The 14,253-nt window shown below is 74.1% G+C and carries 17 protein-coding genes; 5 read left to right on the top strand and 12 right to left on the bottom strand.

The annotated features are described in order from the left end of the window. The first annotated feature begins 55 nt into the window (after positions 1 to 55). Entirely contained in the window at positions 56 to 691 is a 636-nt protein-coding gene (locus ACFYUZ_RS03375) for a TIGR03085 family metal-binding protein (RefSeq protein ID WP_389305856.1), read from the top strand. Here ACFYUZ_RS03375 and ACFYUZ_RS03370 read toward each other — a convergent pair. The 10 genes from ACFYUZ_RS03370 to hisD form a co-directional block, all read right to left on the bottom strand. Continuing rightward, positions 688 to 1,926 carry an MFS transporter gene (locus ACFYUZ_RS03370; RefSeq protein ID WP_389305854.1) on the bottom strand — a complete coding sequence of 413 codons (1,239 nt, stop codon included), beginning with the start codon at positions 1,924 to 1,926 and terminating at the stop codon, positions 688 to 690. The genes ACFYUZ_RS03375 and ACFYUZ_RS03370 overlap by 4 nt on opposite strands. Beyond that, positions 1,923 to 2,510, bottom strand: coding sequence for an ArsR/SmtB family transcription factor (locus ACFYUZ_RS03365; RefSeq protein WP_389305852.1), 588 nt, complete (start codon positions 2,508 to 2,510; stop codon positions 1,923 to 1,925). Before ACFYUZ_RS03365 ends, ACFYUZ_RS03370 begins: the two co-directional genes overlap by 4 nt. A 117-nt stretch (positions 2,511 to 2,627) precedes the next feature. Then, positions 2,628 to 3,383, bottom strand: coding sequence for an imidazole glycerol phosphate synthase subunit HisF (hisF, locus tag ACFYUZ_RS03360; RefSeq protein WP_389305851.1), 756 nt, complete (start codon positions 3,381 to 3,383; stop codon positions 2,628 to 2,630). After that, positions 3,380 to 3,790 (bottom strand): RidA family protein, encoded by a 411-nt coding sequence (locus tag ACFYUZ_RS03355; protein WP_389305849.1) that lies wholly within the window; start codon positions 3,788 to 3,790, stop codon positions 3,380 to 3,382. Before ACFYUZ_RS03355 ends, hisF begins: the two co-directional genes overlap by 4 nt. Beyond that, on the bottom strand, positions 3,787 to 4,512 hold the full coding sequence (priA, locus tag ACFYUZ_RS03350) for a bifunctional 1-(5-phosphoribosyl)-5-((5-phosphoribosylamino)methylideneamino)imidazole-4-carboxamide isomerase/phosphoribosylanthranilate isomerase PriA (RefSeq protein ID WP_356906342.1): 726 nt from the start codon (positions 4,510 to 4,512) through the stop codon (positions 3,787 to 3,789). The genes ACFYUZ_RS03355 and priA overlap by 4 nt, the downstream gene beginning before the upstream one ends. Beyond that, positions 4,509 to 5,156 carry an imidazole glycerol phosphate synthase subunit HisH gene (gene hisH / locus ACFYUZ_RS03345; protein ID WP_389305848.1) on the bottom strand — a complete coding sequence of 216 codons (648 nt, stop codon included), beginning with the start codon at positions 5,154 to 5,156 and terminating at the stop codon, positions 4,509 to 4,511. The genes priA and hisH overlap by 4 nt, the downstream gene beginning before the upstream one ends. Next, complete coding sequence (locus ACFYUZ_RS03340; protein ID WP_389305846.1) at positions 5,153 to 5,317, bottom strand: hypothetical protein; 165 nt, start codon at positions 5,315 to 5,317, stop codon at positions 5,153 to 5,155. The genes hisH and ACFYUZ_RS03340 overlap by 4 nt, the downstream gene beginning before the upstream one ends. Before the next feature lie 2 nt (positions 5,318 to 5,319). After that, positions 5,320 to 5,913, bottom strand: a complete 594-nt coding sequence (gene hisB / locus ACFYUZ_RS03335; RefSeq protein ID WP_030492957.1) for an imidazoleglycerol-phosphate dehydratase HisB — start codon at positions 5,911 to 5,913, stop codon at positions 5,320 to 5,322. Beyond that, positions 5,910 to 7,031, bottom strand: coding sequence for a histidinol-phosphate transaminase (locus tag ACFYUZ_RS03330; RefSeq protein ID WP_389305844.1), 1,122 nt, complete (start codon positions 7,029 to 7,031; stop codon positions 5,910 to 5,912). Before ACFYUZ_RS03330 ends, hisB begins: the two co-directional genes overlap by 4 nt. Beyond that, positions 7,028 to 8,362 carry a histidinol dehydrogenase gene (hisD, locus tag ACFYUZ_RS03325; RefSeq protein WP_389305842.1) on the bottom strand — a complete coding sequence of 445 codons (1,335 nt, stop codon included), beginning with the start codon at positions 8,360 to 8,362 and terminating at the stop codon, positions 7,028 to 7,030. Before hisD ends, ACFYUZ_RS03330 begins: the two co-directional genes overlap by 4 nt. 216 nt (positions 8,363 to 8,578) lie before the next feature. Between hisD and ACFYUZ_RS03320 the strand changes: the two genes are divergently transcribed. The 4 genes from ACFYUZ_RS03320 (at position 8,579) to ybaK (ending at position 12,619) form a co-directional block, all read left to right on the top strand. Next, complete coding sequence (locus tag ACFYUZ_RS03320; protein WP_389305840.1) at positions 8,579 to 10,192, top strand: oxidoreductase; 1,614 nt, start codon at positions 8,579 to 8,581, stop codon at positions 10,190 to 10,192. 79 nt (positions 10,193 to 10,271) lie between these two features. Then, a complete protein-coding gene (locus ACFYUZ_RS03315; RefSeq protein ID WP_389305838.1) occupies positions 10,272 to 11,324 on the top strand; it encodes a hypothetical protein in 1,053 nt (350 codons plus the stop codon). 11 nt (positions 11,325 to 11,335) lie between these two features. Then, on the top strand, positions 11,336 to 12,073 hold the full coding sequence (locus ACFYUZ_RS03310; protein ID WP_389305836.1) for an LON peptidase substrate-binding domain-containing protein: 738 nt from the start codon (positions 11,336 to 11,338) through the stop codon (positions 12,071 to 12,073). 48 nt (positions 12,074 to 12,121) lie between these two features. Further along, complete coding sequence (ybaK, locus tag ACFYUZ_RS03305) at positions 12,122 to 12,619, top strand: Cys-tRNA(Pro) deacylase (RefSeq protein ID WP_389305835.1); 498 nt, start codon at positions 12,122 to 12,124, stop codon at positions 12,617 to 12,619. A gap of 112 nt (positions 12,620 to 12,731) precedes the next feature. Here the strand turns inward: ybaK and ACFYUZ_RS03300 are convergent, their stop codons facing one another. Further along, positions 12,732 to 13,370, bottom strand: a complete 639-nt coding sequence (locus tag ACFYUZ_RS03300; RefSeq protein WP_389305833.1) for a DUF2567 domain-containing protein — start codon at positions 13,368 to 13,370, stop codon at positions 12,732 to 12,734. A gap of 34 nt (positions 13,371 to 13,404) precedes the next feature. After that, positions 13,405 to 14,232, bottom strand: a complete 828-nt coding sequence (locus ACFYUZ_RS03295; protein ID WP_389305831.1) for an ABC transporter permease — start codon at positions 14,230 to 14,232, stop codon at positions 13,405 to 13,407. Positions 14,233 to 14,253: the final 21 nt, after the last annotated feature.

The following is a 14,253-nucleotide window of genomic DNA, read 5'->3' as shown; positions in this document are numbered from 1 at the left end:
GTCCGGCCGGGCGTCCACTGGGCGGACCGCGCGCGCCGGTCGTACGCTGGCGGGCATGTCGACCCATGCGAAACGTGAACGGCTTCTGCTCTCCGATCTGTTGGAGGCGGCGGGCCCGGACGCCCCGACGCTCTGCGAGGGCTGGCGGACCCGGGACCTCGCGGCCCATGTGGTGGTGCGGGAGCGGCGTCCGGACGCGGCGGCGGGTTCCGTCGTACCGGTGCTGAAGGAGCGGCTCGACCGGGTGCAGGCGGAGTTCGCCGACAAGCCGTACGAGGAGCTGATCCGGCTCATCCGCACGGGCCCGCCGCGGTTCTCGCCCTTCACCATCAAGCAGGTGGACGAGGGGGCGAACGTCGTCGAGTTCTACGTGCACGCGGAGGACGTGCGCCGTGCCCAGCCCGACTGGTCGGCCCGCGAGCTGGACCCGGTCTTCGCGGACGCCCTCTGGTCCCGTCTGGAGCGGATGGCCCGGCTCCTCGGCCGCAAGGCCCCGGTGGGCCTGGTGCTGCGCCGTCCGAACGGGCAGACGGTGGTGGCCCACCGCGGCACCCCGGTGGTGACGGCCTCCGGGGAGCCGGGCGAGCTGACGATGTACCTGTACGGCCGCCAGGACTCGGCGAAGGTGGCGCTGGAGGGCGAGCCGGAGGCGATCGAGCGGCTGCGGGAGACGAAGCAGCTGGGGATCTAGCCTTCCGGGAGTTCGGCGCGGCGGAGGGCCGGGACGGCGAGGGTGTAGACGCCGGCGAGGGCGCAGATCGAGGCGCTCGCGGCGAAGACCGGGCCGGGGCCCCACAGGCCGATCGCCGCGCCGGTGACGGGGAAGGACAGCGGGGCTATGCCCAGGCTGGCGAGGCCGGACACGGCGGTCACCCGCCCCAGGTAGGCGGGCTCGCACTCCGTCTGGACGAGGGCGTTGACCAGCGCCCCGGAGAGTCCGGCGAGCAGGCCGACGGAGAGGGCGACGGCGGCCGCCGCGGGCAGGTACGGGGTGAAGGCGAGGGCGCCGATGGAGACGGCGCCGACCGTCATGGTCCAGCCGCTGACGGCCCCGGCGTGCGGGACCCGCCCGCGCACGGTCAGGAGCAGGGAGGCGGCGCCCGCGCCCGTGCCGAAGCCGGCGAGGATCCAGCCGATGCCGGAGGCGCCCCAGCCGCGCTGTTCGGAGAGGACGGCGAGGCCGACGTTGAGGGGGCCGACGAAGCCGAGGTCGCTGAGGAGCACGACGATCATCAGCGGGCCGAGGACCCGGTGTCCGCGCAGGTAGCGCAGTCCGTCGGCGAGGTCGCGCAGGGCGGTGCCGTCGCGGGCCTGGTCCGCGTCGGACAGCGGCCGGAGGCGGAGCGCGCTCAGCAGGGGGATCGAGAGGGCGAAGAGCACTCCGGCGACGCCGAAGGCGGCGGCCGTGCCGCCGAGGGCGACGGCGAGGCCGCCGAGCGGGGCGCCGAGGACGGCGCCGAGGCGGGAGGAGAGGCCGCGCATGCCCTGGACGCGGGCGAGCTGGTCGCGTTCGGCGATCCGGGGCGGCAGGGCGCCGACGGCGGGCAGGAAGAGGGCGTCGACGACGCCGAAGACGAGGGCGACGGCGGCGAGCGCCCACAGGCCGGGCGAGGCGAGGAGCAGGGTCGCGGCGAGGCCGAGGACGACCAGGGCGCGGACGGTGTCGGAGGCGATGACGACGTGGCGCGGACCGAGGCGGTCGGCGATGACTCCCCCGCCGAGCATGAGCAGGGCGCGGGGGACGGCGGAGACGGTCATGACGAGCCCGGCCTGGGCGGGGGTGCCGCCGCTGACGGCGGACCAGGAGAGGGCGAGGTGGTAGACGCTGTCGCCGAGCGTGGAGGCGGTGTGGGCGCCGAGCCAGCGCAGGACCTGGGGGCTGCGGTGGGCGGGGCGCTCCCCGGCGGCGAGGACGGTGGCGGTCATGCGCGGTAGGGGAAGCCGTGGAGGTGGACGGCGACGTTCTCGCGGCCCTCGGTGTCGCCGGCGGCCTCGGCGGCGCGGGCCTGCTGGTCGTACTTCCGGAGGACGGCGTCCAGCTCGGCTCCGAGGGCGGCGAGCTCGGCGGCGGTGAGGCGCGGGAGCCATTCGGAGCTGATGGAGGCGGAGCGCCACTCGTCGGACCAGGTGAGGCGCTCGTCGAGGAAGCGGCGGTGGAGCTCGGTGCGCTGTTCGTCGACGGTGCGGCCGAAGGCGGTGGTGGCCGCGGCGAGCTCGGGGGCGTCGCGGACGTCCTCGTCGTGGATGCTGAACCCGTACGAGCTGGGCTGCCACCAGCGCTCCCGGCCGTCCGCCGACCGGGCCTCGGCCTCCTCGATGAGGCCGTGCTCGGCGAGTTTGCGCAGGTGGTAGCTGACCAGCGACACGGCTTCGTCGACCTGCTCGGCGAGCTGGGAGGCGGTGGCGGCGCGGGCCACGTGCAGGGCGCGGTAGAGGCGCATCCGCAGCGGGTGCGAGATGGCTTTGAGGGTGCCGAGATCGGTGATCCGGCGGTTCTCCGACGAGGTCATGTCCACGACCGTAGACACGAAAGAAAACTTGCGCAATGGGAATTGCACAAATAATCCTGCACATCCGGGAAAGGGGAAGGGCCCCCGCGGGGGCCCTTCGACAAGCGGAACCTCCGGTCAGCGGACCGGGTGGCCCGCCTCCCGCAGCGTGTCCTTGACCTGCGAGATCCGCAGGTCGCCGAAGTGGAAGACGGAGGCCGCGAGCACCGCGTCCGCGCCCGCCGCCACGGCCGGCGGGAAGTCGGCCGGCTTGCCCGCGCCGCCGGAGGCGATCACCGGCACCGTCACGTGCTTGCGCACGGCCGCGATCATCTCGGTGTCGTAGCCGTCCTTCGTGCCGTCGGCGTCCATCGAGTTGAGCAGGATCTCGCCCGCGCCCAGCTCGGCGGCCCGGTGCGCCCACTCGACGGCGTCGATGCCGGTGCCCTTGCGGCCGCCGTGCGTCGTCACCTCGAAGGAGCCCGAGGCGGTGCGGCGCGCGTCCACGGACAGGACGAGCACCTGCCGGCCGAAGCGCTCCGCGATCTCCTGGATCAGCTCGGGGCGCTCGATGGCGGCGGTGTTGACGCCCACCTTGTCGGCGCCGGCCCGCAGCAGCTTGTCGACGTCCTCGGCCGAGCGGACGCCGCCGCCGACCGTGAGCGGGATGAAGACCTGCTCGGCGGTGCGGCGCACCACGTCGTAGGTGGTCTCCCGGTTGCCGGAGGAGGCGGTGATGTCGAGGAAGGTCAGCTCGTCGGCGCCCTCGGCGTCGTACAGCTTGGCCATCTCGACGGGGTCGCCCGCGTCCCGCAGGTTCTGGAAGTTGACGCCCTTGACGACCCGGCCGTTGTCCACGTCCAGGCAGGGGATCACTCGTACGGCGAGGCTCATGCCGCATCACTCCTGTACGCCTCGACCTCGACCTCGACCACCAGGCGGGGGTCGACGAAGCCCGAGACGATGATCATCGAGGCGGCGGGGCGCACCGCGTCGAACAGCTCCTTGTGGGCGCGGCCGACCTCCTCCACGTCCCGGGCGTGCGTGATGTACATCCGGGTGCGCACGACGTCCTCGGGGCCGAGGTCCAGCTGCTTCAGGGCGTCGAAGGCCACGTTGAAGGAGTTGAGGGCCTGCTCGTACGGGCCGCCGTCGGCGATCTGGCCGTCGACCACGGACGTGCAGCCGGAGACCAGGACCGTTCCGTTCGGCAGCTCGACCGCGCGGGAGTAGCCGAACTGCTCCTCCCAGGGAGCACCGGTGACGACCTTGCGGATCTCGCCCCGGCCCTCCGGGGTCACGACGCCACCGCCGCGAGCGCCTCTTCGAGGGTGAAGGCCTTGGCGTACAGCGCCTTGCCGACGATCGCGCCCTCGACGCCCAGCGGGACGAGGCCGGACAGGGCCCGCAGGTCGTCCAGGGAGGACACGCCGCCGGAGGCGACGACGGGCTTGTCGGTGGCCGCGCAGACGTTCTTCAGGAGCTCCAGGTTGGGGCCCTGGAGGGTGCCGTCCTTGGCGATGTCGGTGACGACGTAGCGGGAGCAGCCCTCGGAGTCGAGGCGGGCCAGCGTCTCGTACAGGTCGCCGCCGTCGCGGGTCCAGCCGCGGCCGCGCAGGGTCGTGCCGCGCACGTCGAGGCCGACGGCGATCCTGTCGCCGAACTCGGCGATGACCTTGGCGACCCACTCGGGGGTCTCCAGGGCGGCGGTGCCGAGGTTGACGCGGGTGCAGCCGGTGGCGAGGGCCGCGGCGAGCGTGGCGTCGTCGCGGATGCCGCCGGAGAGCTCGACCTTGATGTCCATGGCCTCGGTGACCTGGCGGACCAGGTCGCGGTTGTCGCCCGTGCCGAAGGCGGCGTCCAGGTCGACCAGGTGGAGCCACTCGGCGCCGGCGCGCTGCCAGGCCAGGGCGGCCTCCAGCGGAGAGCCGTAGGAGGTCTCGCTGCCGGACTCGCCGTGGACGAGCCGGACGGCCTGGCCGTCGCGGACGTCGACGGCGGGGAGGAGTTCGAGAGTGCTCACAGGGTTCCGATCCAGTTGGTGAGGAGCTGGGCTCCGGCGTCGCCGGACTTCTCGGGGTGGAACTGGGTCGCCCACAGGGCGCCGTTCTCCACGGCCGCGACGAAGGGCTCGCCGTGGGTGGCCCAGGTGACCTTGGGCGCGCGGATGTTGGGGTTGCCGACCTCCAGGGTCCACTCGCGCACCGCGTAGGAGTGCACGAAGTAGTACCGGGCGTCGGCGTCGAGCCCCGCGAACAGCTGCGTGTCGGCGGGCGCGTCGACCGTGTTCCAGCCCATGTGGGGGACGACGGGGGCGTTCAGCGGCTCGACCGTGCCGGGCCACTCGTCGAGGCCCTCGGTCTCCACGCCGTGCTCGATGCCCTGGGCGAAGAGGATCTGCATGCCGACGCAGATGCCCATGACCGGGCGGCCGCCGGAGAGCCGGCGGCCGATGATCCAGTCGCCGCGGGCCTCCCTGAGGCCCTGCATGCAGGCGGAGAAGGCGCCGACGCCGGGGACGAGGAGCCCGTCGGCGTTCATGGCCTTGTCGTAGTCGCGGGTGATCTCGACGTCGGCGCCGACCCGGGCGAGCGCGCGCTCGGCGGAGCGCACGTTGCCGAAGCCGTAGTCGAAGACGACGACCTTCTTCGGGGGGGTCGTGCTCATGACCACACCTCCAGGCGCAGCACGCCGGCGGAGAGACACATCGCGGCACCGATGGAGAGGAGCACGATCAGTCCCTTGGGCATCTGCTGTTTGACGAAGGAGTAGATGCCGCCGAGCAGGAAGAGCCCGACGAGGATGAGGACGCTGGAGAGGCCGTTCACGACTAGAGCGCGCCCTTCGTGGAGGGGAGGATGCCTGCGGCGCGCGGGTCGCGCTCGGAGGCGTAGCGCAGGGCGCGGGCCAGGGCCTTGAACTGGCACTCCACGATGTGGTGGGCGTTGCGGCCGTACGGCACGTGGACGTGCAGCGCGATCTGGGCCTGGGCGACGAAGGACTCCAGGATGTGCCGGGTCATCGTCGTGTCGTACGAGCCGATCATCGGCGCCATGTTCTCGGGCTCGGTGTGCACGAGGTACGGGCGGCCGGAGAGGTCCACGGTGACCTGGGCGAGCGACTCGTCCAGCGGGACGGTGCAGTTGCCGAAGCGGTAGATCCCGACCTTGTCGCCGAGGGCCTGCTTGAAGGCGGCGCCGAGGGCGAGGGCGGTGTCCTCGATGGTGTGGTGCGAGTCGATGTGCAGGTCGCCGTCGGTCTTGACCGTCAGGTCGAAGAGGCCGTGCCGGCCGAGCTGGTCGAGCATGTGGTCGTAGAAGCCGACCCCGGTCGACACGTCGACCTTCCCGGTGCCGTCGAGGTCGATCTCGACGACGACGGAGGTCTCCTTGGTGGTGCGCTCAACGCGGCCTACGCGGCTCATCGTTCCTGCTCCTTCATCAATTCACGGACCGCGTCGAGGAACGCGTCGTTCTCTTCGGGGGTGCCTGCGGTGACCCGCAGCCGGCCCGGTACGCCGTTGTCCCGGACCAGGACGCCCCGGTCGAGGATCTTCTGCCAGGCCGCGTGCGCGTCGGGGAACTTCCCGAACTGCACGAAGTTGGCGTCGGAGGGGGTGACCTCGCAGCCGAGGGCGCGCAGCTCGGTGACGAGCCGGTCGCGCTCGGCCTTGAGCTGCTCGACGTACCCGAGGAGGGTGTCGGTGTGCTCCAGGGCGGCGAGCGCGGTGGCCTGGGTGACGGCCGAGAGGTGGTACGGCAGGCGGACCAGCTGCACGGCGTCGACCACGGCCGGGGCGGCGGCGAGGTAGCCGAGGCGGAGCCCGGCGGCGCCGAAGGCCTTGGACATGGTCCGGGAGACCACCAGGTGCGGGCGGCCCTCCAGGAGCGGCAGCAGCGAGTCGCGGTGGCTGAACTCCACGTACGCCTCGTCCACGACGACCACCGAGGGCTTGGCCGCCTGGGCCGCCTCGTACAGGGCGAGGACCGTGTCGGCCTCGACCGCGGTGCCGGTGGGGTTGTTGGGCGAGGTGATGAAGACGACGTCCGGCGCGCTCTCGGCGATGGCCCGGACGGCCGCCTCGACGTCGATGGTGAAGTCCTCGTTGCGCGGGCCGGAGATCCAGCCGGTGCCGGTGCCGCGGGCGATCAGGGCGTGCATCGAGTACGAGGGCTCGAAGCCGATCGCGGTGCGGCCGGGTCCGCCGAAGGTCTGCAGCAGCTGCTGGAGGACCTCGTTGGAGCCGTTGGCCGCCCAGACGTTCCCGACGGCGACCGGGTGCTTCCCGGTGCGGGTCAGGTAGCGGGCCAGCTCGGTGCGGAGCTCGATCGCGTCCCGGTCGGGGTAGCGGTTGAGGCCGCGGGCGGCCTCGGCGACCCGCTCCGCGATCCGGGCCACCAGGGGCTCGGGCAGCGGGTAGGGGTTCTCGTTGGTGTTCAGCTGGACGGGCACGTCGAGCTGGGGGGCGCCGTAGGGGGACTTGCCCCTCAGCTCGTCGCGGATCGGGAGGTCGTCGATCCGGATGGTGTCGTTCTCGGTCACTTGCTCTCGGGGACCTTCCATCCGAACCGGGCCTTGATCGCGGCGCCGTGGGCCGGGAGGTCCTCGGCCTCGGCGAGGGTGACGACGTGGTGGGCGACGTCGGCGAGGGCGTCGCGCGTGTAGTCCACGATGTGCACGCCGCGCAGGAAGGACTGTACGGACAGGCCCGAGGAGTGGCAGGCGCAGCCGCCGGTGGGCAGCACGTGGTTGGAGCCGGCGCAGTAGTCGCCGAGCGAGACCGGCGCCCAGGGGCCGACGAAGATCGCGCCCGCGTTGCGGACCCGGTCGGCGACGGCGGCGGCGTCGGCGGTCTGGATCTCCAGGTGCTCGGCGCCGTACGCGTCGACGACCTTGAGGCCGTCGGCGAGGTCGCGGACGAGGACGATCGCGGACTGGCGGCCGGCCAGGGCCGGGACGATCCGGTCGTCGACGTGCTTGGAGGCGGCGACCTGGGTCTTCAGCTCGGCCTCGGTGGCGGCGGCCAGCTCGTCCGAGTCGGTGACGAGGACGGAGGCGGCCATCGGGTCGTGCTCGGCCTGGCTGATGAGGTCGGCGGCGACGTGCACCGGGTCGGCGGTGGAGTCCGCGAGGATCGCGATCTCCGTCGGGCCGGCCTCGGCGTCGATGCCGATGCGGCCCTTGAGGAGGCGCTTGGCGGCGGCCACGTAGATGTTGCCGGGGCCGGTGACCAGGTTGACGGGGGCGCAGCCCTCCGGCCCCTCCGTGCCGTAGGCGAACATGGCGATGGCCTGGGCGCCGCCGGCGGCGTAGACCTCGTCGACGCCGAGCAGGGCGCAGGCGGCCAGGATCGTCGGGTGCGGAAGGCCGTCGAAGTCCTTCTGCGGGGGCGAGGCGATGGCCACGCCCTCGACGCCGGCCTCCTGGGCCGGGACGACGTTCATCACGACGGAGGACGGGTAGACGGAGCGGCCGCCCGGCACGTACAGGCCGACGCGCTCGACCGGGATCCACTTCTCGGTGACGGTGCCGCCGGGGACGACCTGGGTGGTGTGGGTGGTGCGGCGCTGCTCGCGGTGGACGAGCCGGGCGCGCCGGATGGACTCCTCCAGGGCGGCGCGGACGGCGGGGTCGAGCTCGTCGAGGGCGCGGGCGATCGCCCCGGCGGGGACGCGGAGGCCCGGGACGCGGACGCCGTCGAATTTCTCCCCGTAGTCGATCACCGCGGCCGCGCCATGATGCCGGACGTCCTCGCAGATCGGCCGCACCTTCTCCAGGGCGGCTTCCACGTCGAACTCGGCACGGGGCAGCAGGTCGCGCAGGGCGGAACCCTCGGGCAGGGTCTCACCGCGCAGATCGATTCGAGAGATCACGGGTCAATTCTCGCAGACGGCTCCAGAACGCCGGTCGGCCGTATCAACAGCTGATACATGCCAATCAGTGACTGATACGCGCCCCACTGGCGTCTTGTCGCCACAGCTGACCGTTAGCGTTCAGCCCGTCACCCAGCGGGAAGAACGGCTGTACGAATCCACGAATCCCGGTGAGCGGAATCGTGGGAGCGGATCGTGGAAAGCGAGGGGGCGGCAGTGACCGAGCCGCACGAGGACGGGATGCCGGACGGTCTCACGGGCCCGGAGCGGGCCATGTGGCGGGCGTTCCGGATCGGCAGGACCTGCGATCTGACGGAGGGGGTCGCGGAGCGGGACGACCCTTTCGGGGCATGGCAGTGGGGGGAGGAGCGGAGCGTCCGCGCCGACGTGGTGGCGCTGCTGCTGCTCGACGGGCCGTCGGCCCGGTCCGGGCGGGTGGCCGCGCTGAAGCTGCGCGGGGTCAGGATCACCGGCGTGCTGAACCTGGCGGGCGGGACCATAGGGCCGTACGTGGAGCTGCACGGCTGCCGGTTCGACGACGAGGTGGTGCTGCCCGAGGCCCGGTTCGGCACCCTGCGGATGGTGGAGTGCGCGCTGCCGCGCCTGGAGGCGGCCCGGCTGCACACGGAGGGGGACCTGCACCTGCCGCGCTGCCGGGTGCGGCGCGGCATCCGGCTGACGGACGCGCAGATCGGCACGGACCTGCTGATCAACCAGATCCAGGTGTGGCCGGACCGGCGGGGGCGGGCGATCACGGCGGACGGGATGGTGGTCGCCCAGGACCTCCAGGCCGAGCTGATCGAGAGCCACGGGGAGCTGAGCCTGCGCGGGGCGAACGTCGGGGTCTCGCTCAGCCTGCGGGGCAGCGTGCTGCGCGGGGCGCAGGGCCGCCGCGCGCTGAACGCGCCGCAGCTGACGGTGGAGCGCTCGCTCTACCTGAACGCGGCCTGGGTGTACGAGGAGACGGGGAGCGCGGGCCGTACGGGGAACACCACGGCCACCCCGCCGTACGGGGTGACGCCCGCCCAGGGCACCCGGCGCAAGCCGGTGGAGTGCCACGGCGGGGTGCGGCTCGACGACGGCCGGTTCGGTGACGCGGTGGACCTGCACCACGCCCGCTTCCTGCTGGACGGCGCCCGGCGGGACGAGGTGTCGCTGCGCCGGATCGTGACCCCGGAGCTGCGGTTCAACGGCGAGCGCCCGGAGGAGGGACGCGTGGTGCTCAACGGCGCCAAGGTCGTCACCCTGATCGACCTGTCGACCAGCTGGCCGGGGCCCGGCGGGCTCGCGATGGGCGGCTTCGCCTACGAGAACCTGGTGCCGTACGGCCACTTCCCGCTGGCCCGGCGCCTGGAGTGGGTGGCGGCGGCGACCCCGGAGTACGCCCCCGAGCCGTACGAGCGGCTCGCGACGGTCCTGCGGAACAGCGGCGAGGACGCGGACGCCCGCCAGGTGCTGCTCGCCAAGCAGCGGCGCCGGCGGGAGACCCTGCCCATCGCGGGGAAGCTGTGGGGCTACCTCCAGGACTGGACCGTGGCGTACGGCTACCGGCCGGGCCGGGCCGCGCTGTGGATGGCCGTGCTGTGGGCGGCGGGCACGGTGGCCTTCTCCCACTACCGCCCGATACCGCTGAAGGCGGACGAGGCCCCCGAGTGGAACGCCACGCTGTACGCGCTCGACCTGCTGCTCCCCGTGATCAACCTCGGACAGGACGGCTACTGGCGGCTGGAGGGCCTCTGGCAGTGGGTGACGACGGCCCTGATCCTCCTCGGCTGGATCCTCGCGACGACGGTGGCGGCGGGCGCGACCCGGCTGCTGCGGAGGGGGTGAGGGGGTGGTGTCACCGCCAGGTGAGGGTGCTGTCGCGACCCCGTGACGCGGCTGCCGTGACGGGCGGGGGCGGGGGAGAATGCACAGCACCATGTCCTTGCTCCGCGCCCTGCTCGGCACCGTCCGCTCGGCCCGGCACGCGCCGCGGCTCACCGCCGCGCTCGTGCCGGACGCCGACGTGCTGCTCGACGCCCCCGACGAGCGGCTCTCCCCCGCCCTGGTCGCCGCCGCCCTCGGCGATCCGGAGCCCGCGGCGAAGCTGCTCGCCACCACCCGGGACGCCGCCGAGTGGGAGGACCGCGACCGGTACGTCACCCGGCTCGCCGCCTTCGCGTACCACAGGGGCGGCTGGCTCACCGGCTGGCTCGCCGCCGCGCCCGGCGATCCCGACGCCCTCCTCGTCACGGCGCAGCTGGCCGTCCGCAGGGCCTGGGAGTCCCCGGCGCGGGCCGAGCGGCTGCGCGAGCTCGCCCCCCTGGTGCGGGAGATCGCCGGGGAGGCCCGGCACGACCCGGTGCCGTGGCGGCTGGCCCTGGACCACGCGCGCGGGGCGCACGCCGGGCACGCGGTCTTCGAGTCGCTGTGGGAGCAGGCCGTGCGCCGCTCCCCGCACCACTACGGCTGCCACGTCGCCGCGCTGAAGTACCTCTCCGCGCAGTGGTACGGCTCGCACCGCGCCGCCTTCGACTTCGCCGAGCAGGCCGCCGAGGACGCCGCGCCGGACTCGCTCGTCGGGGCGCTGCCGGTCCGCGCGGCCTACGACGGGCTGCGGGTGCCGCCGGGGCCCGACGGGTCCGTGCCCGCCGACCGGGTCGACCGGGCGGTGGCCCGTGCCCTGGCCCTGTCGGCGGCGTTCCCGGCGGGCGACCCGTGGCCGGCCGAGGTCCGCAACCTGCTGGCGTACGTGCTGGTCGAGCGGGCGCGCTGGACGGAGGCGTGGGAGGAGTTCGGGCGGATCGGCCCGTACGCGACCTCGTTCCCCTGGGGTGCGGCGCGGGGTGCCGCACCGGAGGACCCCCTCCTCCGTTTCCTGGCCGCGCGGGACCGGGTGCGGGGCGAGCTGGCCCGCCGGACGCCGCTGCGGGGCACCGGTCGTGGACGGGCCGGACGGGGCGGGCCCGGCGGCCATTAGGCTTGGCCGCTGTGACCACCGCCCGTCTGCCTCTCTTCCCGCTCAACACGGTGCTGTTCCCGGGCCTCGTACTGCCCCTGAACGTCTTCGAGGAGCGTTATCGCGCCATGATGCGCGAGCTGCTCACGATCGACGACGCCCAGCCGCGTCGCTTCGCCGTCGTCGCCATCCGCGACGGCCGCGAGGTCGCGCCGACGGCCCCCGGCATGCCGGACCAGACGGCGCTGCCGGAGAAGGGCCCGGCGGCGGGCTTCGGCTCCGATCCCGTCCAGGCCTTCCACCGGGTCGGCTGCGTCGCCGACGCGGCGTCGATCCGGGAGCGCGCCGACGGCAGCTTCGAGGTGATGGCCACCGGTACGACCCGGGTGAAGCTGCTGTCGGTCGACGCGAGCGGGCCGTTCCTGACGGCCGAGGTCGAGGAGATCCCCGAGGAGCAGGGCGAGGAGGCGGGCACGCTCGCCGAGGGGGTGCTGCGGGCCTTCCGGAGCTACCAGAAGCGCCTCGCGGGCGCCCGGGAGCGCTCGCTGACGACGAGTGAGCTGCCGGACGAGCCCTCCGTGGTGTCGTACCTGGTCGCGGCGGCGGCGGTGCTCGACATCCCGTCGAAGCAGCGGCTGCTCCAGGCACCGGACACGGCGACCCGGCTGCGCGAGGAGCTGACGCTGCTGCGGGCGGAGACCGCGGTGCTGCGGCATCTGCCGTCGCTGCCGGTGGTGGACCTGACGCAGACCCCGACGTACCCGAACTGACGCGGCCCCCGTCGGGCCGACCGAGCTGACCGAGCCGAGGAAGAGCGCGTGGCGAAGAAGCAGAAGAAGAACGGCGGAGGCACTCCGGCGACCGTGGCCCTGACGGCGGCCGGCACGCCGTTCACGCTGCACGCGTACGAGCACGACCCGGCCTCCCCCTCCTACGGCGAGGAGGCGGCGGAGGCCCTCGGCGTCTCCCCCGACCGGGTCTTCAAGACGCTGGTCGCGGACGTCGACGGCGAACTGACGGTCGCGGTGGTCCCGGTGGCCGGCCAGCTGGACCTGAAGGCGCTGGCCTCGGCGGTCGGCGGGAAGCGGGCCGTGATGGCCGACCCGGCGGCGGCGGAGCGCACCACGGGGTACGTCCGGGGCGGCATCTCGCCGCTGGGCCAGCGCAAGCGGCTCCGTACCGTCCTCGACGCCTCCGCCTCGGAGCACACGACCGTCTGCGTCTCGGCGGGCCGCCGCGGCCTGGAGGTGGAGCTCTCCCCCGCGGACCTGGCCGCCCTCACCTCGGCGGTGCTGGCCCCGATCGGCCGCGCCTGACGGACGGACGGGCGGGCACGGCCTTCCGCGAGGGCCCGGGCGCCCGTACGCGCCGGGGCCCGTCCGCAAGCCGCCCCGCCCGTACGCGCCGGGCCCGTCCGCAGGCCGCCCGTCAGTGCGAGCCGGGGCCCTGCGTGTACGCCTTGGGCCGGTCCCAGGGCTCCGGTTCCGGGTCGCGGGGGCCGAAGGCCGCCGTGAGCGCCAGGTGGACGATCATCGCGGCGAGCGGCCAGGCCAGCATCGCGGCGGCCCCCAGGTTCAGTTCGAGGGGCGCCTCGAAGGTGACGTTCGGGCCGACCGCCTTCGCGTGGGCGACCACGTCGTCGGTGGGTCCGAAGTGCGTTCCGATCCCCCACGCGATCAGCGAGCCCAGGCCGCCGCCGAGCGCCAGGCCGAGGACGAGCGGGACCCCTCCCCTGCGGCGCAGCAGGAAGACGGCGAGCGCGGCGACCGCGCCGAAGGCCAGCGCGAGGAGCACGAACGTCCCGTCGGCACCGATCGCCTGCTCCCCCTCCGAGTTCCGGAGGTAGACGCCCTTGCCGTCCGAGATGAGCAGGACGCGCGGGGCCAGGTTCAGCCACAGCACCCCGAGCAGCACCCCCGCGACCGCGGAGAGGAGGGTCACCACCGCGCCCTGCACGACCTCGGCCGCCGTGATCGGGTCCCCGGCCGGGCCGAACGGCGGCGGAGGCGGCGGGGGCTGGTCGGGGTCGTTCGGCGGCTGGTGAGGCGGAGTCAGAGGTGCGGTCACCCCGCCATCGTGCCAGGTGTCCCTGTGGCCCGCCTCAGCGGACGGCGGCCCGCCGGTAGGCCCAGGTGGCGACGGCGAGCGAGCCGAGGCCGACCGCCCCGCAGACGGCGAGGTCGACGGCGACGGCCGCCCAGTCGGGGTGCGGGTCGAAGGTGCGGGCGAGGGCCTCCACGCCGTACGTCGACGGCAGCAGGTCCCGCGCCCAGCCGATCGGTCCGGGCAGCCGCTCGGCCGGGAGGACCCCGAGGAGCAGGGCCGCCGACATGCCGAGCTGGCCGAGGAGGGTGGCCAGCTCCTGGCGGGGGGCGAGGAGGCCGAGGGCCGCGCCGAGTCCGGCGAGCGCCGCGCCGGCGAGCGGGACGACGGCGCCGAGGATCCACAGGTGGCCGAGGGGCAGCCCGAAGAGGACGGAGCCGGCGACGGCGGTGACCACCGTTCCGGGCACGGTGAAGGAGGCGTACGCCCCGGCCGCGCCGAGCACGACGGCGGCGGGCGGCACGGGCAGGGTGGCGTAGTGGTCGAGGCCGCCGCCGGCCCGCAGCTGCCCGAAGTACTGGGCGAGCAGGTTGAGCGCGACGAAGGCGACGACGAGGACGGTGGAGCCGGCCACGACGGCGCGCGCCTCGGAGCCGCCGTCGACGACCCCGCGCATCAGGACCATGATCCCGATCGACTGGAAGGTGGCGACGAAGAGCAGCGGGATGCGGGCGACGCGGGCGCGGGAGAGCTGCGCCCGGTAGACGGCGGCCAGGGCCGGGAGGAGCCGGGCGCGCGGGGCGAGGGGCGCGGCGGCGTTCCGCGCGTCCCGGTCCGTGGCGGGGAGCGCGCCGGTCGGCAGGACCTCGGCGGGCACGGTGCTCACTGCGTACAGCTCCTGACGGTC

It is taken from the genome of Streptomyces sp. NPDC004266 (genome assembly GCF_042874095.1).
Taxonomy (GTDB): domain Bacteria; phylum Actinomycetota; class Actinomycetes; order Streptomycetales; family Streptomycetaceae; genus Streptomyces.
Note: the sequence above shows the minus strand (reverse complement) of the source record. Positions and strands in the feature narration are given on the sequence as shown.

Bases quoted from the DNA above. Each gene is read 5' to 3' on its own strand.
- ACFYUZ_RS03375 (WP_389305856.1), top strand. From the start codon at position 56: ATGTCGACCCATGCGAAACGTGAACGGCTTCTGCTCTCCGATCTGTTG.
- ACFYUZ_RS03365 (WP_389305852.1), bottom strand. From the start codon at position 2,510: ATGACCTCGTCGGAGAACCGCCGGATCACCGATCTCGGCACCCTCAAA.
- hisH (WP_389305848.1), bottom strand. From the start codon at position 5,156: ATGAGCACGACCCCCCCGAAGAAGGTCGTCGTCTTCGACTACGGCTTC.
- ACFYUZ_RS03315 (WP_389305838.1), top strand. From the start codon at position 10,272: ATGCACAGCACCATGTCCTTGCTCCGCGCCCTGCTCGGCACCGTCCGC.
- ACFYUZ_RS03370 (WP_389305854.1), bottom strand. From the start codon at position 1,926: ATGACCGCCACCGTCCTCGCCGCCGGGGAGCGCCCCGCCCACCGCAGC.
- hisF (WP_389305851.1), bottom strand. From the start codon at position 3,383: ATGAGCCTCGCCGTACGAGTGATCCCCTGCCTGGACGTGGACAACGGC.
- hisB (WP_030492957.1), bottom strand. From the start codon at position 5,913: ATGAGCCGCGTAGGCCGCGTTGAGCGCACCACCAAGGAGACCTCCGTC.